Annotated in this window: 19 protein-coding genes; 4 read left to right on the top strand and 15 right to left on the bottom strand. The window is 65.0% G+C overall.

Annotation, left to right across the window (positions count from 1 at the left end):
- Window positions 1-47: 47 nt before the first annotated feature.
- Genes OVY01_RS01410 through OVY01_RS01395 form a run of 4 tightly spaced genes read right to left on the bottom strand, consistent with a single transcriptional unit; the run spans window position 48 to window position 4,791 of the window.
- Window positions 48-1,199: a PDR/VanB family oxidoreductase gene (locus OVY01_RS01410; protein WP_267845069.1), complete on the bottom strand. Its 1,152-nt coding sequence runs from the start codon at window positions 1,197-1,199 to the stop codon at window positions 48-50.
- Window positions 1,199-1,849, bottom strand: coding sequence for an aromatic-ring-hydroxylating dioxygenase subunit beta (locus OVY01_RS01405; RefSeq protein WP_267845068.1), 651 nt, complete (start codon window positions 1,847-1,849; stop codon window positions 1,199-1,201). The genes OVY01_RS01410 and OVY01_RS01405 overlap by 1 nt, the downstream gene beginning before the upstream one ends.
- A 17-nt stretch (window positions 1,850-1,866) precedes the next feature.
- Window positions 1,867-3,246, bottom strand: a complete 1,380-nt coding sequence (locus OVY01_RS01400; RefSeq protein ID WP_267845067.1) for an aromatic ring-hydroxylating oxygenase subunit alpha — start codon at window positions 3,244-3,246, stop codon at window positions 1,867-1,869.
- Between the two features lie 54 nt (window positions 3,247-3,300).
- Window positions 3,301-4,791: a glutamine synthetase family protein gene (locus tag OVY01_RS01395; protein WP_267845065.1), complete on the bottom strand. Its 1,491-nt coding sequence runs from the start codon at window positions 4,789-4,791 to the stop codon at window positions 3,301-3,303.
- A 331-nt stretch (window positions 4,792-5,122) separates the two neighbouring features.
- On the opposite strand from OVY01_RS01395, the gene OVY01_RS01390 reads away from it, so the two are divergent.
- Both OVY01_RS01390 and OVY01_RS01385 read left to right on the top strand, forming a co-directional pair.
- Entirely contained in the window at window positions 5,123-6,298 is a 1,176-nt protein-coding gene (locus OVY01_RS01390; RefSeq protein WP_267845064.1) for a porin, read from the top strand.
- Window positions 6,299-6,439: 141 nt separating this feature from the next.
- Entirely contained in the window at window positions 6,440-7,321 is an 882-nt protein-coding gene (locus OVY01_RS01385) for a MurR/RpiR family transcriptional regulator (protein ID WP_267845063.1), read from the top strand.
- A gap of 26 nt (window positions 7,322-7,347) precedes the next feature.
- On the opposite strand, the gene OVY01_RS01380 is transcribed toward OVY01_RS01385, so the two are convergent.
- From OVY01_RS01380 to panS, 3 genes are read right to left on the bottom strand one after another with little or no spacing between them, the layout of a single operon-like run.
- A complete protein-coding gene (locus tag OVY01_RS01380) occupies window positions 7,348-7,854 on the bottom strand; it encodes a heme-degrading domain-containing protein (RefSeq protein ID WP_267845061.1) in 507 nt (168 codons plus the stop codon).
- A 58-nt stretch (window positions 7,855-7,912) separates the two neighbouring features.
- Entirely contained in the window at window positions 7,913-9,070 is a 1,158-nt protein-coding gene (locus OVY01_RS01375) for an oxidoreductase (protein WP_267845060.1), read from the bottom strand.
- A complete protein-coding gene (panS, locus tag OVY01_RS01370; RefSeq protein ID WP_267847633.1) occupies window positions 9,067-10,020 on the bottom strand; it encodes a ketopantoate/pantoate/pantothenate transporter PanS in 954 nt (317 codons plus the stop codon). Before panS ends, OVY01_RS01375 begins: the two co-directional genes overlap by 4 nt.
- A gap of 266 nt (window positions 10,021-10,286) precedes the next feature.
- Between panS and OVY01_RS01365 the strand changes: the two genes are divergently transcribed.
- Both OVY01_RS01365 and OVY01_RS01360 read left to right on the top strand, forming a co-directional pair.
- On the top strand, window positions 10,287-11,834 hold the full coding sequence (locus tag OVY01_RS01365) for a methyl-accepting chemotaxis protein (RefSeq protein WP_267845059.1): 1,548 nt from the start codon (window positions 10,287-10,289) through the stop codon (window positions 11,832-11,834).
- Window positions 11,835-11,892: 58 nt separating this feature from the next.
- Window positions 11,893-14,535 carry a 2-oxoglutarate dehydrogenase E1 component gene (locus tag OVY01_RS01360; RefSeq protein WP_267845057.1) on the top strand — a complete coding sequence of 881 codons (2,643 nt, stop codon included), beginning with the start codon at window positions 11,893-11,895 and terminating at the stop codon, window positions 14,533-14,535.
- A 20-nt stretch (window positions 14,536-14,555) separates the two neighbouring features.
- Here OVY01_RS01360 and OVY01_RS01355 read toward each other — a convergent pair whose 3' ends face one another.
- From OVY01_RS01355 to OVY01_RS01320, 8 genes are all read right to left on the bottom strand, one after another.
- A complete protein-coding gene (locus tag OVY01_RS01355) occupies window positions 14,556-15,707 on the bottom strand; it encodes an F-box protein (protein WP_267845055.1) in 1,152 nt (383 codons plus the stop codon).
- Between the two features lie 284 nt (window positions 15,708-15,991).
- Entirely contained in the window at window positions 15,992-16,837 is an 846-nt protein-coding gene (locus OVY01_RS01350; RefSeq protein WP_267845053.1) for a transporter substrate-binding domain-containing protein, read from the bottom strand.
- Window positions 16,838-16,867: 30 nt separating this feature from the next.
- Window positions 16,868-17,596, bottom strand: a complete 729-nt coding sequence (locus OVY01_RS01345; RefSeq protein WP_267845051.1) for an amino acid ABC transporter ATP-binding protein — start codon at window positions 17,594-17,596, stop codon at window positions 16,868-16,870.
- Between the two features lie 39 nt (window positions 17,597-17,635).
- Window positions 17,636-18,403: an amino acid ABC transporter permease gene (locus tag OVY01_RS01340; RefSeq protein ID WP_267845049.1), complete on the bottom strand. Its 768-nt coding sequence runs from the start codon at window positions 18,401-18,403 to the stop codon at window positions 17,636-17,638.
- A gap of 2 nt (window positions 18,404-18,405) precedes the next feature.
- Window positions 18,406-19,107 carry an amino acid ABC transporter permease gene (locus OVY01_RS01335; protein WP_267845047.1) on the bottom strand — a complete coding sequence of 234 codons (702 nt, stop codon included), beginning with the start codon at window positions 19,105-19,107 and terminating at the stop codon, window positions 18,406-18,408.
- 363 nt (window positions 19,108-19,470) lie between these two features.
- Entirely contained in the window at window positions 19,471-20,214 is a 744-nt protein-coding gene (locus OVY01_RS01330) for an SDR family oxidoreductase (protein ID WP_267845045.1), read from the bottom strand.
- A gap of 86 nt (window positions 20,215-20,300) precedes the next feature.
- Window positions 20,301-21,065, bottom strand: coding sequence for a LamB/YcsF family protein (locus tag OVY01_RS01325; protein ID WP_267845043.1), 765 nt, complete (start codon window positions 21,063-21,065; stop codon window positions 20,301-20,303).
- Window positions 21,062-21,592, bottom strand: coding sequence for an acetyl-CoA carboxylase biotin carboxyl carrier protein (locus OVY01_RS01320; RefSeq protein WP_267845042.1), 531 nt, complete (start codon window positions 21,590-21,592; stop codon window positions 21,062-21,064). The genes OVY01_RS01325 and OVY01_RS01320 overlap by 4 nt, the downstream gene beginning before the upstream one ends.
- Between the last annotated feature and the right edge of the window lie 40 nt (window positions 21,593-21,632).

Raw genomic sequence — 21,632 nt, 5'->3', positions numbered from 1 at the left:
CATGTTCGTCGGGTCCGAGCGGTTATCGTGAACAGGGGCCATGACGATCACAGGTCCAGGACGAGGGTCGCGCTGCACGATCGGCCGACGCAAATCATCATCGATCGGTTCGCGGCCTTCTCGGCGTCGCTGAGGACATCGTCGCGGTGGTCGGGCCGGCCGCCGAGCACCCGGGTCTCGCAGGTGCCGCAATAGCCGCTGGAACAGGAAAAGGTCAGGTCGCGCCGGACCTGTCGCACGACTTCCAGGATCGACGCGTCGGGTCCCACCTGCAGGGTCACCCCGCTACGTTGCAGCACGACCTGGAACGCGCTGTCCGGGTCGCACGGCGCGTCGTCGGCGCTGCCTGGCGACGTGCCGCCGGCGCCATCGGCCCGCGCCTCGTTTTGCGCGAGCACCGGCGCGAGCGCGGCGGGCAGGGCAGGCCGGCCGAAGCGTTCGAGATGGAGCGCATGGCGCCCGGCGCAGGCGCGCTCGACGGCCTGCATCAGCCGTTCCGGGCCGCAGCAGTAGACCGCGCTGCCCGATGGCGCGGCGGCCAATGTCGCGTCGGCATCGAAATGCCCGCCTTCGTCGCGGGCGACGATGTGTACCGTGGCGCGTGACGGGGCGCCGGCACCGTTATCCGTGCGGCGGGCGTTCGCGGCGGTGCGTTCGATGCCGCCGAGAAAGGCCATCGCGGCCCGGGATCGTCCGAGGTAATGCATTTCCCAGGACGCGCCCGCAGCCGCCACTGCGCGCAGCATCGGCCACAAAGGGGTGATGCCGATCCCGCCCGCGATGAAAACCACGTGCGGTGCCGGCTCGCAGACGAAGGTGTTGCGCGGGCCGATGACCGCCACCTGCCTGCCGACCCACTGCGTGTCGTGGATCTCGTTGGAGCCGCCACGACCGTCGACATCGCGCAGGACCGCGATGTCGTAGCGGGTACGGTCGGCGGGATCGCCGCACAGGGAGTAGGAGCGTACCGCTCCCGAGGGGAGCAGCAGATCGATGTGCGCGCCCGGCGTCCAGGCGGGCAGGATGCCCGGCGCATCTTCCCGCGTGGCCGCCGTCGCACCGGCAGGCGTGCGCGCCGGATCGTTCGCCTCGGCTACGTCATGAAGGACGGCATTGCGCGGGTCCACCAGCGTCAAACCGACGATGCGCTCGGCGAGATAGCGGACCTCGCGTACCAAAAGGGAAAGCGTCGCGGTCATCAAATCAGGAAAGTGGGATTGTGGCGCGCGCGGTCCGCATCGAGCAGACACACGAGTTTGCGGTCGATCCTGATCGCACCGTCCTGCTCGACCAGGACATGTCCCATCCATCCCGCGAGCGTCTGCATCGGATGCCCGCCGCGAATTTCGTGCAGCACGAACTGCGAGCGGATCTTGATCTCGGCCGGATTCGCCGAGGGGACGCGCACGAATCCCGCGCTGATGTGGGTGGTCTGCGACACGGGCAATTGCGCGGAGGCGACGCCGGTACGCAGCCAGACGATCCGGTCGCCCATCCGGCGGCGGTCGTCGAAGGCGATCGTCACGTTTTTCCGGGGATCGATCGTGCCCGGGTCGCGCGAGGGCTTGCCGGCCGGTACCCAATACACGCATTCCTTCGTATACAACCGGTACCACGCTTCGAATGCCTGACGATCGAGCAGCCAGTTTTCGTGCAGTATCACCGCCTCGTAGGCGTCGCGCTCGCTGGCGTCGAGCGGTTTGCCCCGCTGGTCCCATTCGCGGAAATCGTGGCGCAGTTTGGCGTAGTAGGCATCGTCGATGTAATGCGAATGCAGACTGTCGGCAAGGATGTCGTTCAACGACAGGGTTTCCGCGGTGTTCGGTTGCGGGGACGGTGTGCCGCTCATGTTCTCTCCTCGCGCTGTCATGCGTCGTCGCCCGCGCACAGGCCGGCGGGCGCCGCGCCGATTCGTGCCGGCTGGCCGTTCATCAAGGTTTTCCACTGCTTCCAGAAAGCGCGAATCGGCAGTTCGCTGCTGACGACGCTGGTCGGCAGGCCCTCCGGCGTCATGCCCTCCCTGCCGGTATCCAGATGCCGGCCGGTGTGCACCCATTCCATTTCGGCGATGCGCAAGCCTTCCTGACAGGCTTCGAAGTTCGCCAGATCGTCCGGTTCGCCGAACGCGGGAAAATCCTCCTGCAGGCGCATCCGCAGCGCGGTGATTTCCGGCGGCAGGTCGTCCGCTTCCAGCGAGGTCGCATACCACGACAGTTCGCTGTGGTCGACGTCGAACGGCTCGATGACCTGCAATTGATTGCCGATGATCAGCAGATTCGGGAAGATGTTCAGGTTCATCCCCGAACCCATCACCATGTCGAGGGCGGCGTCCGCCCCGGCGTCGCCCAACCGCGCGCGCAATGTCGACTCGTAGGCGTTTTCACCGGGCATGGGCGCGGCCTGGGGCCAATACGCGGTGATTTCGGCGCGTTGGTCGAGGAAGGTGTTGCCGTTGCCCAGATCGGTGACGGTCTGCAGCCCGGCGTCGACGTCACCCGACACCCACTGCATGTCCACGCCGCCGCCGTAGCGGTCCTTGCGCATGCGCAGCAGCGACAAATGGGAGAAGCCGGGGTGATAGCCGTCGGCCGAATTGTCGTACACCAGCTTCCAGTTACCGTTGCAGCGCAGCTTCGTCGCACCGTGCCGTACGACGAGCTTCGCGCCCGGCCAGCGATCCAGCCACTGATCCAGGTGCGCGGCTGCCTGACCGAGATGCGTCTTCAGGTCGGGCAATGCCTGGTTGAAGGTGCCGAACACGAAGCCGCGATAGGTTTCGACGCGCAGCTTGCCCAGACCAAGTTCGCCTTTGTCGAAGCCGGGGCCGTAACCGGCGACGATCGGCACGCCGACCAGTTCGCCGGTATTGGCGAAAGTCCAGTTGTGGTAGGGGCAGGTAAAGCGCCGGGCGTTGCCGCTGTCGTGCCGGCATACGGTCGCGCCGCGATGCGTGCAGCGGTTCAGAACGGCGTGCAGCGTGCCGTCCGCGGCGCGCGTGACGACGATCGGTCGCAGGCCGAGCCGCTTGCGGACATAGTCGTTCGGATTCGGAATTTCGCTTTCGTGCGCGAGGAAGGTCCAGGTCTGACCGAAGACCGTGTTCATCTCCGCCTCGAAAATGGCACGGTCGGTGTACAGGGAGCGGTGTACCCGGTGCTCCTGCACAAGTGCGGCATAGGCGTCGCCGCAGGTGCCGGTGCGCGCGTCGTGCAGCGCGTGGTGACGTGAGTCGTGAGGCGTGTCCACAGCATATCTCCAGGGCAATGCGGGTCCGTGCGTGATTGGGGGTCGGGACGGTGTTCAATAGCGGGTGAAGTACTCGCGGTGTTCCCAGTCGGTGACGCGATCGGGGTCATCCGCCCAATCGGGTTCCGCCGCGAGGAACCGGTTCACTTCGTTCTGCTTCAGGCCCAGGTACCAGTCGATGAACTGATCGCCGAACGCCCGCCGGTAGAACGTGCCGTCGCGCAGATGCCGCATCGCGTCCATCAGCGTTTTCGGCAGGAGGGGGCGGTCCACGGCGGTGTAGGGGCTGGCTTCCAGCGGGCCGGGGCCGATGGCGTTCCGAATGCCATCGAGACCTGCCGCGATCTGACACGCCAGGTACAGATACGGGTTCGCCGCAGGCTCGCCGATACGGTTCTCGACATGCGAGGACGGGTCGCCCGGGCCGCCTTGTACCCGGCACATCGCGGCGCGGTTGTCATACCCCCAGGTGACGCGATCGGGCGCGAGGGAGTTCGGTTTGCGGCGCTTGTAGCCGTTGACGGTAGGGGTGCAAAAGACGCTCGCTTCCACCGCATGCGCCAGCAGGCCGCCCACGAAGTGTTCGCCGAGCGGGGACAGCAGCGTCGCGGCGTGCGCGGGGGCGGCGAAGGCATTGTTGCCGTCGGCATCGGTGACGCTCTGGTGCAGATGCCAGCCGCTGGCGCAAAAGTTGTCGAGACCGGGGCGCGCCATGAACGTGGCATGCAATCCCATGCGTGCGGTCACCTGTTTGACCATCGAGCGGAACAGCGTCATCGTGTCCGCCGCCGCCAAGGCGGATTGGGGCTCGAAGGTGAACTCCAGTTGCCCCGGCCCCATCTCGTCTTCCATGGTGCGCAACGGCAGACCGAGCGCTTCGCAATGCCGCGCCAGTACGTTGAGCAGGCCGTCGATCTGGTCCTGATGCTCTTCCGACTGATACGCATAGCCGCGGCCGATGGCTTCGACGCTCGGCGGGGTGGGGGGAATGCCCAGATTGCCGAGATCGTGCGGCGCGAGGTGATGTTGCGTGACGCGCGTGACGTAGAACTCGACCTCGAGGCCGGCGACGTAATCGAAGCCGGCCGCCTTCAATTCGGCGGTGGTCTTTTTCAGGATGTGGCGCGCGTCGAAAGGCACCGGCCGGCCGTCGTTGAAATACATGTCCCCTTGAATCCAGCCGCAGTCCTCGGCCCACGGGAGCACCTGGAACGTCAGCGGGTCGGGGACGAGGATCACATCGGGAAAGCCCGCCATTTCGCTCAGGCCCACGCCGCCGTCCTCGGTGAACGGGTTGTAGGCGATGCCTTCGGCGGAATCGAAATTGAACTGCGCGGACGTGAAGTCCAGGCCGTTCTTCATCACCGAACGGAACATGCCGGGCAATACGGTTTTGCTGCGCAGCTTGCCCTGGGGATCCGCCACGCTGACGCGAATGGTGCGCAACTTTCGTTCGCCGACGGCGGCCGCGACCTGCGCGGCGGCCTCCGTCTGGGCGGCGCTCCAAAGATGATGCTTCGCAATGAAACCGGGGACGTCGGGCATGTCTGGTCCTTAAAGGCGTGTGTTCCGTGGGCGGTCCCGTCGCCCGCCGCGGCAAGGGCGCGGGGCAACGGGCGGCGCGCTGCAAGCGCATCGAAATGGATGTTATTTTTGTTACGATAAAAAATCAATTCGAAAAAAAAAATACTTTTCGAGTCGATTCTTCGCTGCCGATGGCGATGTGTCCGGAGAGGGCATGCCGATATTTTTTCGTTTGTGTTTTATTTTTTACGTAAATATTATCAATTCGGAAATTTTGTTACGTTTGGCATGACGAGGCCTGGTCGCTGTCGCGCGACGTGCCCTTCCCGATCTCTACCTGATACCCACCGATATGAAGACACCGATGCAAACGCGCTTCACCGTTCTCTCCTGCGTGGCGTTGGGCGTGATGTCGTTCGCGCCGCGCGGCCACGCCCAAAGCAGCGTCACGTTGTATGGCGTCGTCGATGCGGGCCTTGCATACAACAACAATGCCGCGGGGTCCAAGCTCTATTCACAGGCGAGCGGCTCGCTGCAGTCGGACCGGTGGGGATTGCGGGGAACGGAGGATCTGGGCGGCGGCTTGAGCGCGCTCTTCGCGCTGGAGGACGGGTTCTCCATCTCCAACGGCAAGATCGCCAACGGCGGCGCGCTGTTCGGCAAGCGCGCCTATGTCGGCTTGTCGTCGCATGAGGCCGGCACCGTGACGCTCGGGCGGCAGTACGACTCGGTGCTGGACTTCGTTTCGCGATTCAGCGTCTCCGACGATTGGGCGACCGGCTATGGCTCCCATCCCGGCGATCTGGACAATCTGAACAACAATTCGAGCGAAAACAACGCGATCAAATTCCTGAGCGCGGACTATCGCGGGTTTTCGTTCGGTGGCACCTACGCATTCGGCAACCAGGCGGGTCAGTTCGGCCGCAATGCCGAATGGTCGGCGGGTGCCGGCTACAGCCATGGTCCGTTCGCGGTGGGCGCGGCGTACGTCAACGCGCGCGACCCGAACTACTCGTTCTACGGCAATCTGCCGTCGTCGAGCACCACCAGCTCGAATATGACCAGCCTGATCAACGCGGGCTACGCGTCCGCGAAGACGCTGCAAATCGTCGTTGCGGGCGCGTCGTATCAACTCGGCAGGCTGACCCTCGGGGGCACCTACAGCAATACCCAATATCAGGATGTCGGCAGCGAGGCCGGAATCGCCGCGCCGGGAGGCCAGGGTACGGCCCGTTTCAACAACGTCGAGGTCAATGCAAAATACCAGTTCACGCCGGCGTTTCGCATGGGGATCACCTACGACTGGACGAAGGGCTCGGGCATCAACGACGCGACCTATGAGCAGGCCGGATGGGGTGTCGATTACGTATTGTCGCTGCGCACGGATCTTTACGCGGTCGGGTTATATCAACATGCATCGGGCACGGACTCCACCGGGCAGGCGGCGCGCGCGAACATCTATGCGATGACGCCCTCGTCGACCGCCAATCAGGTCGCGGTGCTGATCGGCATGCGCCACAAGTTCTGACGCAACGGCCATCGAAAGCTTGCCATAGTGAACCGGACGCCGCGCGGGCCGGGGACGGGCGCCGCACGCGGCAATTAAATCGTGGTCGCCCGGTGCGGCGCGGTAAAATGCAGGTTCCGTTTTCCTGGAACCTGGCGATCTATGGCGGCTTCTCAAGGCCAGCACGGCGACGAAACCGTTGCGCAGCGCATTCGCGGTGTCAGAAACCGCGTCGCACCGGCGGAGCTGGCGGTCATCAACTGTCTGCTGGAAAACTATCCGATGGCCGGGCTGATGCCCGTCGCGCAACTGGCGGGCAACGCGAGCGTCAGCGCACCTACCGTGCTGCGTCTGGTCGGCAAGCTCGGTTTTCCCGGCTATGCCGCGTTCCAGAAGGCGCTGCGTGACGAAGTGAGTACCCGGCTGTTTTCCCCGGTCGACGTGTATCCCGAGGCCCGTGCCGAGGGTGGGGCCGGTACCAACGCGTTGACCCGCGCGCAGTCGGTTTTCCTGGAGGGGATCCAGGCGACGTTCGCGCATCTGGACGCCGCCGAACTGGAGCGCGTGATCGGTCTGCTCGCCGATCCGCAGCGTCAGATCGTCCTGCTGGGTGGCCGTTTCAGCGCGGTGCTGGCGACTCACCTTGGTGCCTATCTGACGATGCTGCGGCCGGGTGTGCAGGTGGTCGGCCCCCATTCGGGCGCACGGATTCCGGCGATGATCGATGTCAACAAACGGACCGTGGCGGTCGTGTTCGACTACCGGCGGTACCAGAAAACGACCATCGATTGGGGTTTGGAAGCGGCGCGCCGCGGCGCGCATATCGTATTGATCACGGATCAGTATCTGTCGCCGCTGGCCACGCATGCCGGTTCGCTGTTGACGAACAGCGCGACCGGTCTGGCGCCGTTCGATTCGATGACGTCCGGTTTTGCGCTGGTCGAGTTGATGATCTCGCTGCTGGCGCAAAAGCTCGGGCGGACCGCGCGCACGCGTCTCGCCGATTTCGAAGCGTTGCAACGCCAGAAAGAAGATCACGGGTGAGGGGCGCGCGGTGTCGCCCGCCGGTCTCAGTCCGTCAGCGCCACGAGCGGCAGATCGAGAAAGCGCGCCAGCGTGGTTGCGACGAACACATGGTCCTGGCGTTGCGGCAGACCGGATACCGCGATGCTGCCGACGAGCAGCGGCGCGGCACCCGCGGCGGCGGCCAGACGCACCGGAAAACCGCCCCCCTGCGTGGCGAACTCGGCGCCGCTGAGTCCGTATTTATCCTCGATGCTCGCCCGATCGCGCTGCAGCGCCAGGCCGATCGCATAGGAACTCCTGCCGAAATGCGCGGCGGTGTTGCCCTTGCGGCGTACCCAGTCGGCATTGATCGCGGCGGTGCCCGGCGTGGGTGCGTGGAACAGGATCTGACGTCCGGCACGGATTTCGATCGTCAGCGCCGCGCCGGCGTCCAGCGCGGCCTGACGCAGCGTGCCGCCCAGGCGCCAGGCGACGTCCGTGTCGAAGCGGGCGAAAACGAGATCCCGTTCCTGGGCGCTGAGAATGCCGAGGTCGGCGGCGATATCGCTCATGGGAAAATTCCAAAAAAGTGAGGCCCGTGGGAATACCCGGCGCGGCGCATGACGCCCGCTAGCCCGGCGCGTGGCAGGGTTGTTCGACGCGGGCGGCCAGGCTGGCACGGCCGGCGTCGAGCAGCGCGACGACGGCAAGCGCGCTGGGCAGGTCGACCGCGGCGACCGGCATCGCATCGGCGTCCCGACCCGCTTCCCGGTTTGCTTCACGATCTGCATACCGCGGCTGCAACGCATCGCGCACCGATGCGTAGAAGGCCGGGTAATCGCCCGATGGCGAAGGGTAGGGCAGGGTCTTGCCGTCGGCATGCCGGCGCAGCGCGCCGACGATCGGGTCATGGCCCCAGCCGCTACCGGGCTGTCCGGGCCGCTGCCCCGCGCGCAACGCGTCTTCCTGCCCGTCGGTACCGAATTTCGAATAGCTCGCGAGCGTGCCCTGCACGATGAAGCGCGGCGTGGGCAGGCCGGCGCTGGCATTGACGCGCAGGATCGCGCGTTTGTCGGCGTAGCGCAAAATCGCGGTGAAATAGTCGTCGGTCTGCGCGCCCTCGCGCAGCGGTTGCGCATCGAGATAGATCGCCTGCGGCATGCCGAAAAGCTGCAGTGCCTGATCGACGAGATGCGGGCCGAGATCGTTCCACAGCCCGCCGCCTTCGCCGGCGCGTTCGCGCCAGCGGTCGCGCGGTTCCGGCCGGAAATACGGGAACGCAGATTCGAAGACGCTGATCCTGCCCAATTCGCCGCTGCGTACCAGTTGCCGGACCGCGAGGAAATCGGCATCCCAGCGCCGGTTGTGGAACACCGTCAGCAGCAAACGGCGTTCGGCGGCGACGGCGGCCAGTTGTTCGGCCTCGGCGAGCGTGAGGGTGAACGGTTTGTCGACCACCACGTGCCGGCCCTGCCGCAGCGCGGCGAGCGCCAGCGGAAAGTGCGTCGCGTTCGGCGTCGGAATGATCACCAGATCGATGTCCGCGCGGGCGAGCAGCGCCTCGGGCGTCGCCTCGACCGCCACGTCGGGCAAGTCCGCGTGGACTTTCGCGGCGTCGCGGCTCGAGACGGCGACCAGGCGCAGGCCGGGCGTCGTACCGATCAATGGGGCGTGGAAGGTCTTGCTGGCGCTGCCATAGCCGATCAGGCCCACGCGAATGCCATCTCGGGCCGCTGTGCGGGCCTCGTCGGCGCGAGCGGCGCCCGCCGTGCCATCGTCGTGCGTCATCGAATCGTTTCCTCTGAGGACAGCGTTGCGGTGCTTTCGACACCGGTCGGGCGCGACGACCACCACGACGACAGCATCGAACCCGAAAGATTGTGCCATACGGAGAACAGCGCGCCCGGCAGGGCGGCCATCGGGCCGAAATACAGCTTGCCCAGCGTGGCGGCGAGACCGGAGTTCTGCATGCCGATCTCGAACGCGAGCGTGCGGCAGATGGTCTTGTCGAAGCCCAGCAGGCGGCCGCCCCAATAGCCGCTGAGCAGGCCGATGCCGTTGTGCAGGATCACGCCGATCACTGTGAGCATTCCCACGGTGGCGATCGTCGCCTGGGTGCCGGCGACGATCGCGCCGATGATCAGCAGGATCGCGACCATCGACACCAGCGGCAGCATCGGCTCGACACGGCGCACGGCGCGCGTGAACAGCGTATTGATCAACAGGCCCAGCGCCACCGGCACCGCGACGATCTGCACGATGCTGAGCATCATCGCGCCCACCGCGACGTGGATGGCCGCGTCGGTATAGAGCCGGGTGAGGAACGGCGTGGCCACCACGCCCACCACGGTCGACAGCGCGCTGATCGTGATCGACAGCGCGACGTCGCCGCGCGCCAGATAGACCATGACGGTGGACGCGGTGCCGCTCGCGACGCTGCCGACCAGGATCATCCCGGTGGCGAGTTCGGGCGGCATGCGCAGCGCCTTCGCCACGAGCCACGCCGCGGCGGGCATCACCAGGTAATGCAGGATGACGCCGACCAGCACCGGCGCCGGACGGACCAGCACGCGGCGGAAGTCCCCGAGCGAGAGGGTCACGCCCATGCCGAACATGACCAGCATCAACAGCGCGGGCACATGGGGCAGCATGCCGAGCAGGCTGGCGGGCCGTACATAGGCGAGCAGCGAGATCAGGACCGCCCACAGGGGGAACAGGCGGGTGAAGCGGGGTATCAGGGTCATGGGGGCAGGGTCGGGGCCGGAGTCGGGGCGGGCGGTGCGGCATGCGCGGCGGACAGGGCAGCGAAGGGCTCGGGAGGCCAGATTATAGAGTAACGCCGCACGGGGGAGGGCGGCGGATGTGCGGGCGGCCGGCCCGCCGGTGCGCCGGGTTGACCTGCCCGCGGGCGCTAAAGATCGCCCCGCGTATGCCGTAAATCACTGATGGACGCGGCTCAAGCAGATCGTGCTCCATCAAATCACCCCGTCGCGCAGAGGTAAACGTGAAAGCTAGAGATCTGAAAATCAGCGCGCGCCTGGCGCTCGCGTTCGGCTTCGTCGTCGCATTGATGGTGTTGACCGCCATTCTCGGCATCATCAATCTGAATTTCAGCACCGACAAGATGAACCTCATCGTCAACGGTCGCTATCCCCTGATTTCCCTGAGCAACGACATCAAGAGCAACGGCTACAAGGCCAACGCGGTCCTGAGCAACCTGCTGAACGTCACCTCCCCGGAACAGAAACAGCGTTACATGACGGAATACGCGGCGATTCGCAGCATGAACGCCGCGGCGTACACGAAGCTGCAGGGCCTGATCAGCACCCCGGAAGGCAGGGATCTCCTGGACCAGCAGATCCAGGCGCGAACCCAATACGGTGTCGCGGTCAAGCGCTTCTTCGCCGATCTGGAAGCGGGACGGCAGCAGGACGCGGTCGCCGAGTACCAGGGCGATGTGGCGCGTCTGCAGAGTGTCTACTACGTGCTGGTCGACAAGATGGTCGAACACCAGGCGAGCGTGATGACCAACGATGTCGCCAACGCCTCGGAAAACGCCGCGCATGCGGAGATCGAAATGGCGGCGCTTTCGGTCCTGGCGGTGCTGATGTCCATCGTGACGGGCATTTTCATCACCCGGACGATCGTCGCGCCCATCAATCAGGCGGTCGATCTGGCGGAGGCGGTCGCGCGGGGCAATCTGGCGCAGGACGTGACGATCGAGGGCAAGGACGAAGTCAGCCGCTTGCTGCGAGCCTTGAAAAACATGATCGGCAATCTGCACGCCATCGTCGGACAGGTGCGCTCCGGCACGGACACCATCGCCACCGCCGCCCGGGAGATCGCGGGCGGCAGCCGCGATCTGGCGGGTCGCACGGAACAGCAGGCCAGTTCGCTGGGACAGACCGTTTCCGCGATGGAGCAGTTGACGTCGACCGTGAAACTGAACGCCGACAACGCGCGTCAGGCGAACGAACTGGCGCTGTCGGCCAGCACCGTGGCGACGCGCGGCGGCGGTGCGGTCGACCATGCCGTCGATATGATGAACGCGATCAACCAGTCGTCGGCCAAGATCGTGGAAATCATTTCGCTGATCGACGGCATCGCTTTTCAAACGAATATTCTCGCCCTCAACGCGGCGGTCGAGGCCGCCCGCGCCGGCGAGCACGGCCGCGGCTTCGCGGTCGTCGCGACCGAAGTGCGCAACCTCGCGCAACGCAGCGCCGGCGCGGCGAAGGAAATCAAGGAACTGATCAACGATTCCGTCGGTCAGGTGAGCCTCGGCAAGCAAAGCGTGGAGGAAGCCGGCGCGATCATCCGCGACGTGATGTCGAGCATCCGGCAAGTGACCGATATCGTCTCGGGCATCAGCGTGTCGACGCGGGAGCAAAGCGACGGCATCGGACAGATCAATGGCGCGGTGATGCAGGTGGACCGGGTAACGCAGGAGAATTCGGCCCTCGTCGAGGAAAGCTCGGCTGCGGCGCATGCGCTGCAGGAGCAGGCCGGACAACTGACCGAAATGGTGCGCGCTTTCCGTCTGGAGCGCTGAAGGTTCGGCCGCTGCCGACGGCAACGATTCACTCTTTTCCCCTGGATCCTACAAGGTCATGACACTTCATTCGTCCGATGATGCACTGCGCCCCCGTGCGCAAGACGGTTTCTCCCACCCGTCCCGCCTGTCGGACAAGGCGAGCGGACGCCTCGCACGTGTCGCGAACTTCATCGCGGCGTATCGCGAGCACGGCTACCGGGTCGCCCGGATCGATCCGCTGAATCTCGTCGCCGCCGTGGCGGTGGACGAATTGACACCGCAATGGCATGGTCTGTCGTCCGCCGCGCTCTTTCCGGGCGATGCCGCCGAGCTGGATCCCGTGGCCGGCATCGCGGGCCTGCATCGACGCCTGCAGGATGTCTATTGCGGCCCGGTCGGGCTGGACGCGAGCGGCGTGCGCGACGCCGCGCGCCGGGACTGGCTGTTCAACAGCATGGAATCGGGTCAGGCCCTGGCGCGCCCCTCGCCGGCGGATCAGGTAGGCCTGCTGCGGCGCCTGCTGGCCGCGGAGGAATGGGAGCGGGTCGTACAGCGCACCTTCCCGCAGGCGAAGCGTTTTTCGCTCGAAGGCTGCGAAAGCATGCTGCCGCTCATGGATACGCTCATCGAAATGGCCGCCCTGCACGGCATCGGCAAGGCGTTCGTCGGCATGCCGCATCGGGGCCGCCTGAATACGCTGGTCAATCTGATGGGCTATCCGCCCGAGCGGATGATGGCCTACCTGGACACGACATCCGCCAGTGCCGTCGCGCAGCAGGATCTGCCCTATCATTTCGGCGGTCTGTCGGCCAAGGAGACGTCGTACGGAAAGGTCATGCTGTTCCTGGCGCACAATCCGTCGCATCTGCAAAGCGTGCACCCGGTGGTGAGCGGCATGAGCCGCGCCGTGTCGGACGACGATGGCGCGAGCGGTTCGTCCTGCGTGCCGATCGTCATTCACGGCGATGCGGCCTTCGCCGGGCAGGGCGTGGTGATGGAAACGCTGAATCTGACCCAGGCGAACGGTTATTCGCTCGGCGGCACGATCCACATCGTGGTCAACAACCAGATCGGTTTCACCACGCCCAACCCGCTGCAACCGCAGACGCACCGCTATTGCACGGACATCGCGCGCATGATCGATGCGCCGGTCTTCCACGTCAACGCGGACCATCCCGAAGACGTCATGGCGGTGGCGCGGGTGGCCTTCGACTACCGGATGGCGTTCGGCGTGGATGTCGTCATCGACCTCGTCGGCTATCGGCGCCTGGGCCATGCGGAGCAGGATATTCCGTCGGTGACGCAGGCGGCCTTGCATGCGGTGATCGACCGGCATCCCACCGTGACGGCGCTGTATGGGGACCAGATGGTCGCCACCGATGTGGTCTCGACCGCGACCCTGGGCGAATTGCGCGCCCGCGCGGCGACGTCGTTTCACGAGGATGCCCGCGCCGACTGGCAGTTCCCGCCCCCGGCCGTGCCATCCTTTGCGGATGACGCCCGGGCAGGCGCGCCACTGTCGCTGGTGCGTTTGCGCGAGCTGGTCCGGGCGATGACCGCCGTGCCCGCCGGCCAGCGTTTTCACGACGTCATTCACCGCCTGATCGGTCAATGGCGCGATGCCGTGGCGCGGGAAGAGGGCATCGCGAACTGGTGCCTCGCCGAAAATCTCGCCTATGCGTCGTTGCTCTCCGATGGGCATGGCGTCCGGATCTCCGGCATGGACGTGGGCCGTGGCACGTTCATGCACCGGCACGCGGTCTGGCACGCGAGCGAGCCTTCGCCGGATTACGCCGACCGGTTCGTGCCGCTGAGGCGGGTCGCGCAACCCGGCACGCCGTTCGATGTCGTCAATTCGCCGCTGAGCGAGGAAGCGGTGCTGGGCTTCGAGTACGGCTACAGCACGCAGAGCCGCCGCGACCTCGTGATCTGGGAAGCGCAATACGGCGATTTCGTGAATGGCGCGCAGATCATGATCGACCAGTACATCGTGTCCGGCGAGGCGAAGTGGGGGTATCAATCGGCGTTGGTCATCCTGCTGCCGCACGGTCACGAAGGCGTGGGGCCGGAACATTCGAGCGGCTATCTGAGCCGGTTCCTGCAGTTGTGCGCGCAGGACAATATCCGTGTCGCGTTTCCCAGCAACGCGGCGCAATGGTTCCATCTGCTGCGCCGGCAGGCGCTGAGTCCGCAACGCAAGCCGTTGGTCGTCATGACGCCGAAGGCCCAGCTCTACGCGAACCCGGGGTCGCATTCGGTCATGAGCGAACTCATCGACGGCGCGTTCCAGCCCGTCCTGGCCGACGACGCGAAGCGCGATCCGAATAGGGTGACGCGCGTGGTGCTGTGCAGCGGCAAGGTGTTCTACGCGCTGCAGGCGGCACGCGACGCCGCGGACACGGGCACTGGCACGCGCGCCGACATGAACACGGTGGCGCTGTTGCGCCTCGAATTGCTCTACCCGTTTCCGAAGGCGGCGCTGGCGGCCGCGCTGGCGCCGTTCGTCAATCTGGCGGAAATCGTCTGGGTGCAGGAGGAGGATGCGAACCAGGGTGCCTGGCAATTCGTCCGCGATCATCTGGACGAAGCGTGCGGTGAGGCGGTCGCGCTGCGCAAGGCATGCCCGGCCGCGACGCCTTCCGGCGCGCGGTCGTCCGCGAAGATGCAGCAGCGGGATCAGGACGATCTGATCGCGGCGGCGCTGGGCGAACGGCGCTGACGGCGTACCTGGCGGTGCACTCAACCGCCGGGCAAGGTCGCGCCCTGGGCCATCGTTGCCTGGATATGCGCCTGAATACCGTCGCGATGGTTCCCGGGCAACCCTTCCGCGGCGTGAATAAGCGCGTCGGCTGCCTCCGCACGGTCGTCGTTCGATTCAAACGCGAGGATGGAGGAAGCGAACATGTTCTTCAGCAACTCCTCCTGGCGCGTTGGGGAAGGGTCGCGCTGCTCGACCAATCGGAGCATATACGACAATGTGGCCGGCACGCGATCCCTCCCCATGTCGACGACACACCGCGCGAGGTTCTTCAATATCTGGTCTTGTACACCGTCGCGCAGATCCTCCGGCAAATCGTTCGCGGCATGGATGAGTGAATCGCTTCTGTCCAGTAGTTCATCCGGATGGAACAAGGAGAGGGCGGGCGTGATCAGCTTCAGCAAGTCGCCCCGCAACGCCGGTGACGGACCCGTCCTTTCCATCATCTCGAGCATATCGGTGAAGGCCTGCGGCATATCATCCTGCGACAGCTCGGGAACGTTGCCGGCCAGCGCTTTCCAAAGTGCGGGTTGCGACGCCGGGGGCGCGTTCTCGATCATCTCCGCAATACTATGATGCGCCGCTCCCGCCTCGCCGGAATCATGACCAATGAACGCCGATTTGGCCGCCAACACCGCGAGGACGGGTAGTTTTTCCTCGTCGGGAAGGGTTCTGAGCAGAGACGCGATCTCGAGGAATACGGTGAAATCCTGGAAAGAATCCGCGTTGGGGCCGCCCAGGGGCCGCGCCAGGTCGACCAGCTTCGCGGCCACCGCCGCTCTCGGCTCGGCTTGCTGATAAGCCGGCAATCTCGCAATCGCATTGGGCTGGCCCTGGGGATGTCCCGGTGTCGGCGCGTCGTCGGGCGTGTCCGCGTACAGGGGTGCCAGGTCGCGGGCTCTACCCGCGCGCTCTGCGCGATCCACCAGCCGCGCGCTATCCAGCTCAGGCGATACGAACGCGTTCATCTCCTTTGACGTACGCGCCAGGGCCACCGTCGACCGACCTTTCACGTACGATGTGATGGAGCCTAGCAGCTCATGCGGCAGGGTGGTGGGCGAACGTCGCTTCGAGTCGGCTTTCGATGCGGGTGACGGCGACCGCTTCGTCGAGAGGTCGAGTGTGCTGCTCATCGTTCGCCCTCTGGACGATGCGGTAGCGGACGGCTGCGCCGGGTGCCTGTCCTGCATTGGGTCCGGATCGGCAGGAACGGGGCGCGGCGACGATGCATTCAGTCGGTCCATGACGTCATCTCCAAATCGCCCAGTTTGAGTGCGAGTGCAAACGGCGAAGCGCGGATCACGAAGAAATGTATCGAATCACGTAGTTCCGGGAAACGGCTCCGCCGGATATGCCGCAGCGTCCACGGGCCGGCCGGCGCCGCTTGCCCGCACGACGGAATGGCGCGAAAGTGATACTAAACGGGGGTGAACTTGAGTTGCGCGATGGGCGTCACCTTGTCCGCGCGAACCAGACCGTATTTCGTTTTCGGCCCCAGCCATTTGTCGAAAATCTGTTGCATCTCGCCGTTCTTGTCCATATCGACGAGCGCCGCGTTCACCGCGTCTTTCAAGGCGGGCTGGCCTTGCGGCAAACCCACGGCGATCGGTTCGATCAGCATGGGTTCCTTGAGGATGGCGACGGCGCCGTCCGTATCCTTGACTTGCGACTGTATCTGCCGTGCGGTCATCTGATTCGTGACGAAACCTTGCACCTTGTTCTGCTCGAGCGCGGTGAACGCCGAACTGGTGTCGTGGAACGTCACGGCTTTGCCGTCCTTGATCGACAGCGGAATCGACTGTGCGGACGTGGAGCCGTCGGTCGCGCTGAAACGCTGACCGGCCAGATCGGCCAGCGTCTTGTTCGCATTGTCTTTCTTGACGACCAGCACTTCCTTGGTCGAATAATAGGCGTCGCTGAAATCGATCTGCGAGGCGCGCGTCTTGGTGTAGGCCAGGTTGGCGATCACCATGTCGACGCGGCCCAGCTTCAACTGCGGCACGCGCGCTTCGACCGACAGCGGCTGCAGCGCCGCTTTGACGTTCAGACGCTTGGCCAACGCGCGACACAGGTCGACGTCCATGCCGACGAGTTCCCGGGATTGCGGATCCGGGTAGGAGAAGGGCTCGACATTCGAATAGACCCCGCAACTGACGGCGCCTTTCTGCCTGATGTCGCTGAGTTGATCCGCGGATGCCGCAGCGCTGGTGAGCAGCAAGACTGCTGCGATCATCCATACCGGCTTCATTTCGGCTGACTTCATCGATGAGACTCCCTATTGGCGATGGTGGGATTAGTGGTTTCGGAGATCCGACAGAAAACGCCGGGCGCGTGGGTGCTGCGGGTTGGAAAAGAACGCTTCGGGCGCCGCGGTTTCCAGCAGCTTGCCTTCGTCCATGAACCAGATCTGATCCGCGACCTCGCGCGCGAAATTCATTTCGTGCGTGACGCACATCATGGTCATGCCCTCGCTGGCCAGACCCTTCATCACGGCCAGCACCTCGCCCACCATTTCGGGATCGAGGGCGCTGGTGGGTTCGTCGAACAACATGGCGGGCGGATCCATCGCCAGCGCGCGCGCGATGGCGACGCGCTGTTGCTGTCCGCCGGAAAGCTGGGCCGGGAATGCATCCGCCTTGCCGCCCAAACCCACGCGTTCGAGCAGCCGCATGGCATTGTCGCGCGCCGCGGCGCGTTTCTCGCGCTTCACCCGAACCGGCGACAGGACGATGTTCTCGAGTACGGAGAGATGCGGAAAGAGGTTGAACTGCTGAAAGACGAAACCCACCGCGCTGCGATAGGCGTTGATTTCGATTTTCGCGTCGTGGATATTCTTGCCGTCGAAATGGATCTTGCCCCGGTCGATCTCCTCGAGCCGGTTCACGGTGCGGATGAGCGTGGATTTTCCCGAGCCCGAGGGGCCGCAGACCACCACGACTTCGCCTTTGTCGACCTTGCCATTGATATCGACCAGCGCATGGTATTCCCCATACCATTTGTTCACATTGACGAATCCAATCATATCGGTGACCTCCGTGCGGCGCGGCAGCTGCCTGTGGTTTCAGTTGTCGGCGATCGCCGCGGTGTTGCGAAGCCTGGACGATCCGGCAGCCGGTTCGAGACCCGTGGCCCTGGCGCGGCGGCGACCATCGCGCCTTTTCGTGATGCGTTTTTCGAGATATTGCGCGAGCTGGGTGAGCGCGTAGCAGAGTGCGAAATAACTCATCGCCAGGATCAGATATACCGCGAAGGGCCTGGTCATCAGCCGGTTGTTGATCTGATCGGCGGCAAAGGAAATTTCCTGCACGTTGATGATGTAGCCCAGCGACGTTTCCTTGATCGTCGATACCCATTGCGTCACCATGCTGGGCACGACGTTGTACAGCGCCTGCGGCAGGATGATGAGCCGCATCGTCTTCAGATAGCTCAGGCCCAGCGCGCGGGCTCCCTCGACCTGTCCCCGGGGCAGCGCCTGAATGCCGGAGCGAATGATCTCGCCGAGGTAGGCGGCATCGTAGACCACCAGGGCGCAGAGCATGGTGACGAAACCGGTGACCGGGAATCCGGTGAACACGGGCACCAGGAAATACAGCCAGAAGACGATCATCAGCAACGGAATGCCGCGGATCGTGTAGACGTAGCCCGTGGCCGCGGCCCGCACGAGCGGAAAGGAGCTGACGCGGGCCATGGCCACCAGCACACCCAGCGGAAAAGCGATCACGAGCGCGCTGATCGAGAGCAGGATCGTCAACACGATGCCGCCGACCGGCCCGTGAGGATACTGGCCGATGAGCAGCAATTCCCAGTTGTCGTGGAGAATTTGCCACATGATCAGCGCGCTCCCGCGAGGCGGACCCGCTGTTCGAGCATGGCGCCGGCGCCCATGACGAGCAAGGAGATGGCGAGATACAGGACGGTGGCCACGAAGTAGGTCTCGAACGACAGGAAGGTCTCGTTCTCGATCGCGCGGGACGTATAGGTCAGTTCCGCCGCCCCGATCGCCATTGCCAGGCTCGTGTTCTTGAACAACAGCACCGTGTGGTTGATCATCGATGGAATCGCGTTGCGCAGCGCCTGCGGCAGGATGACGAAGCGCATCGAGCGCGCGAAGTTGAGGCCGAGCGCGCGGCTTGCCTCGAACTGGCCGGCGGGAATGGAGCGCAGGCCGCTGCGAATGTCTTCGCAGAGATAGGCCCCGCTGCAGCAGCCGATCGCGATCACGGAAAAGATGGCCTGCCCGTTATAGTCGTTCAGCAGATTCTGCATGCCGGTCGGCAGGATGGTGGAAATGCCGAAATACCAGAAAAGCACCTGCACGAGCATGGGAACGTTGCGATGGTAGGCAACGAATCCGGCGACCGCCGCGGCGGCGATGCGGTTTCGCGTCAGTCTCAGGCAGGCGAGCGCGACGCCGAGCAACATCGCCAGCAGCCATGCCGCCAGGGCGATCTCCAGCGTCAGGAGCAGGCCCTGCGCAAAGCGCGTCCCGTCGCTGCCCTGCAATACGGCGCCCACGTCGAAATGAAGTTTCATCTGAAAAAAATCCTGTAGGCGATGGGCCGTTGCGTGTTCTTGCCGCACGATTGATGGACAGACCGATGCTAGCGCGCGAAAAATACGTGTTGTAGATGGCTTTCGTCTGGCGCGATAAGTTTCGTCGATGAATGCTTCTTCGCGGAAAACAACCCTAAATAATCTTAAAATAGGCGAACGGGTGGTCTTCGGTGACGTTGCGGGAACGTCATGGTGCGGCGTGGCGGCAGCGGCGCACGAGAGCGGGGCGCAGGACCCTGTCGAGCGGTCCTGGGATGCCGGGAGGCGAGCGGCGTGCCGCGAAGACGCCGCCCGCTTCGCCTCGGGAGGGAGGCGAGGGACCCGTCGCGCGGTCGCTGCGTATCAGTCGTCCCGCTTGACCGTGGTCAGCCCGCCCGGTACCTGCAAGGTCGGCAGTATTTCCATGTTGCTGATATTGACCGCGAGTGGTGCGGCGATCGCGAACGCGATCGCGTCGGCGATATCGCCGGGCAAGGGCAGTTCGAAGCCATCGATGAACTGCCTGCGCGCGGCTTCGACGTCGCCCGACACATGGCCGAAGATGTCGGTCGCGACCCGGCCCGGACAGATTTCGGTGATGCGCACGCGCCGGCCGGTCGCGTCGACGCGCAACTGGCGCGACAGGGCGTGGATCGCGGCCTTGGTCGCGTGATAGATCGAGTTCCCGCCGAAGTTGTAGATCGCCGCGATCGACGAAATATTGACGATATGCCCGCGGTCCCGTGCGACCATTCCCGGCATCGTCAGGCGTACGATATGCAGCACCGCCTGCAGATTGACCTCGACCTGCACGTCGATGTCGTCCACCTGGGCATCGAGGATCGACCCCTTGCGCGAGACGCCGGCGTTGTTCACGACGACGTCGAAGGGAACCTCCTGCGTCAGCGCGGTCATGGCGGTCAGGTCGCACACATCCAGCGCGTGGGGAATGCAGCCGGTACGCGCCGCGAGATCCTTCAGCAGGTCCGCGCTGCGGGCGACGGCGTGGACCTCGAGGCCTTCCCGGCAAAAACGCTCGACGATCGCCGCGCCGATGCCGGTGGAGGCGCCGGTCACGAGGGCGGTGTGATAATCGGAAAAGGGCATGCGAACTCCTGAAAAAATCGATTGAGACGCGGCCTGGGTGCCGCGTGGCATGCGGACCCAAGCCGCAAGGCGGCCGCGAGGCCGTGTCAGAAAAGCGCCGACAGCGGCGCCACCTCGCCGCCGTGGGATTCGATGCTCCGGCGGACCGCCCTGGCGAGATCGACCGCCCCCGGGGTATCGCCGTGCACCAGGATCTGTTGCACGTCGATGGCGAGACGCTGGCCATCGATCGTGGTCACCGTGCCGTCCGCGATCAACTGTTCGACGCGAGCGAGGACGGCCGCGGGCGACTCGATGACGGCGCCCGCCTTTTTACGCGATACGAGCGTGCCGTCGTTCTCGTAGGCGCGATCGGCGAGAAAGGCATTGGCGACGCGCAGCCCGCATTCCCGGGCGGCGACTTCGATCTGCGTGTCGGTGGTGGCGCAGATCGTGATCGACGGATCGAAGGCGGCGACCGCCTGCACCATCGGGGCGGCGAGTTGATAGTCCACGGCGGACATATTGCCGAGCGCGCCATGGAAGCTCAGATGTCCGACGCGCGTACCGGCAACCTTGGCGATGGCGGCCAGCGCGCCCAGTTGATACAGCACATAGCGCGACAGCTCCGCCGGGTCGGCCTGCATCTGCCGCCTGCCGAATCCCAGGAGGTCCGGAAAACCCACATGCGCGCCGACATCGATGCCGCGGTGCGCCGCGGCGCGCACGACGCGGTCCATGATGACGGGGTCGCCCGCATGATAGCCGCAGGCCACGTTGGCGGAGGTGATGACATCCAGCAGCGCTTCGTCGTCGCCCATTTTCCATGGACCATACCCTTCCCCGAGATCGGCGTTCAGGTCGATTTTCATGATGTTTCTCCCCTGTGCGCTTGCGCTTCCTGCGCTTCCTGCGCTTCCCGCGGCGCGTTGGCGCTGATTTCGAAAAGTGCCTGTCCGTAGCCCACGACCGTGCCGGGCGTGGCGATGCACCGGCTCAGCGCGCCGTCGGCGGGCATGGTCACGGGCAGATAGAGCGGGCCGGCCTGCAACAAGCCGATCATCTCTCCCGCGCGCAGGCGTACGCCGCCGTCCGGCGCAATACGCGTCGCCGCGAACGCTTCCCGATCGGGATGATCGCTCAGAAAAATGCCGGGCGACGTGGCCCGCACGGTGACCCGCATCGTGTCCGCCGTGGGCGTCGTCGAATGCACGGCGGCGGGGGCGCCGTACGCCGGCAGCGCTTGCGCGCGGTCAGGGGCGTGCGCCGGAGGCGCGGCCGTGCGGTGGCGTGCCGGCATCGACAATCGCAAATGGAAATCCGCTTCCTGCCATTCGACTTCCGCCACGTCGCCGTGCCCGAGGCACGCGATCAGCCGTTCCAGGTGCATTACGTCCATGCCGTCCCGCTCGTGGCGCTCGATGTTGGGAATCTCATTG

Source organism: Robbsia betulipollinis (genome assembly GCF_026624755.1).
Taxonomy (GTDB): domain Bacteria; phylum Pseudomonadota; class Gammaproteobacteria; order Burkholderiales; family Burkholderiaceae; genus Robbsia; species Robbsia betulipollinis.
The sequence above is the reverse complement of the archived record's forward strand: the minus strand, read 5'-3'. Positions and strand labels throughout refer to the sequence as shown.

Bases quoted from the DNA above. Each gene is read 5' to 3' on its own strand.
- OVY01_RS01410 (WP_267845069.1), bottom strand. From the start codon at position 1,199: ATGACCGCGACGCTTTCCCTTTTGGTACGCGAGGTCCGCTATCTCGCC.
- OVY01_RS01405 (WP_267845068.1), bottom strand. From the start codon at position 1,849: ATGAGCGGCACACCGTCCCCGCAACCGAACACCGCGGAAACCCTGTCG.
- OVY01_RS01395 (WP_267845065.1), bottom strand. From the start codon at position 4,791: ATGCCCGACGTCCCCGGTTTCATTGCGAAGCATCATCTTTGGAGCGCC.
- OVY01_RS01390 (WP_267845064.1), top strand. From the start codon at position 5,123: ATGAAGACACCGATGCAAACGCGCTTCACCGTTCTCTCCTGCGTGGCG.
- OVY01_RS01385 (WP_267845063.1), top strand. From the start codon at position 6,440: ATGGCGGCTTCTCAAGGCCAGCACGGCGACGAAACCGTTGCGCAGCGC.
- OVY01_RS01380 (WP_267845061.1), bottom strand. From the start codon at position 7,854: ATGAGCGATATCGCCGCCGACCTCGGCATTCTCAGCGCCCAGGAACGG.
- OVY01_RS01375 (WP_267845060.1), bottom strand. From the start codon at position 9,070: ATGACGCACGACGATGGCACGGCGGGCGCCGCTCGCGCCGACGAGGCC.
- OVY01_RS01360 (WP_267845057.1), top strand. From the start codon at position 11,893: ATGACACTTCATTCGTCCGATGATGCACTGCGCCCCCGTGCGCAAGAC.
- OVY01_RS01355 (WP_267845055.1), bottom strand. From the start codon at position 15,707: ATGAGCAGCACACTCGACCTCTCGACGAAGCGGTCGCCGTCACCCGCA.
- OVY01_RS01350 (WP_267845053.1), bottom strand. From the start codon at position 16,837: ATGAAGTCAGCCGAAATGAAGCCGGTATGGATGATCGCAGCAGTCTTG.
- OVY01_RS01345 (WP_267845051.1), bottom strand. From the start codon at position 17,596: ATGATTGGATTCGTCAATGTGAACAAATGGTATGGGGAATACCATGCG.
- OVY01_RS01340 (WP_267845049.1), bottom strand. From the start codon at position 18,403: ATGTGGCAAATTCTCCACGACAACTGGGAATTGCTGCTCATCGGCCAG.
- OVY01_RS01335 (WP_267845047.1), bottom strand. From the start codon at position 19,107: ATGAAACTTCATTTCGACGTGGGCGCCGTATTGCAGGGCAGCGACGGG.
- OVY01_RS01330 (WP_267845045.1), bottom strand. From the start codon at position 20,214: ATGCCCTTTTCCGATTATCACACCGCCCTCGTGACCGGCGCCTCCACC.
- OVY01_RS01325 (WP_267845043.1), bottom strand. From the start codon at position 21,065: ATGAAAATCGACCTGAACGCCGATCTCGGGGAAGGGTATGGTCCATGG.
- OVY01_RS01320 (WP_267845042.1), bottom strand. From the start codon at position 21,592: ATGGACGTAATGCACCTGGAACGGCTGATCGCGTGCCTCGGGCACGGC.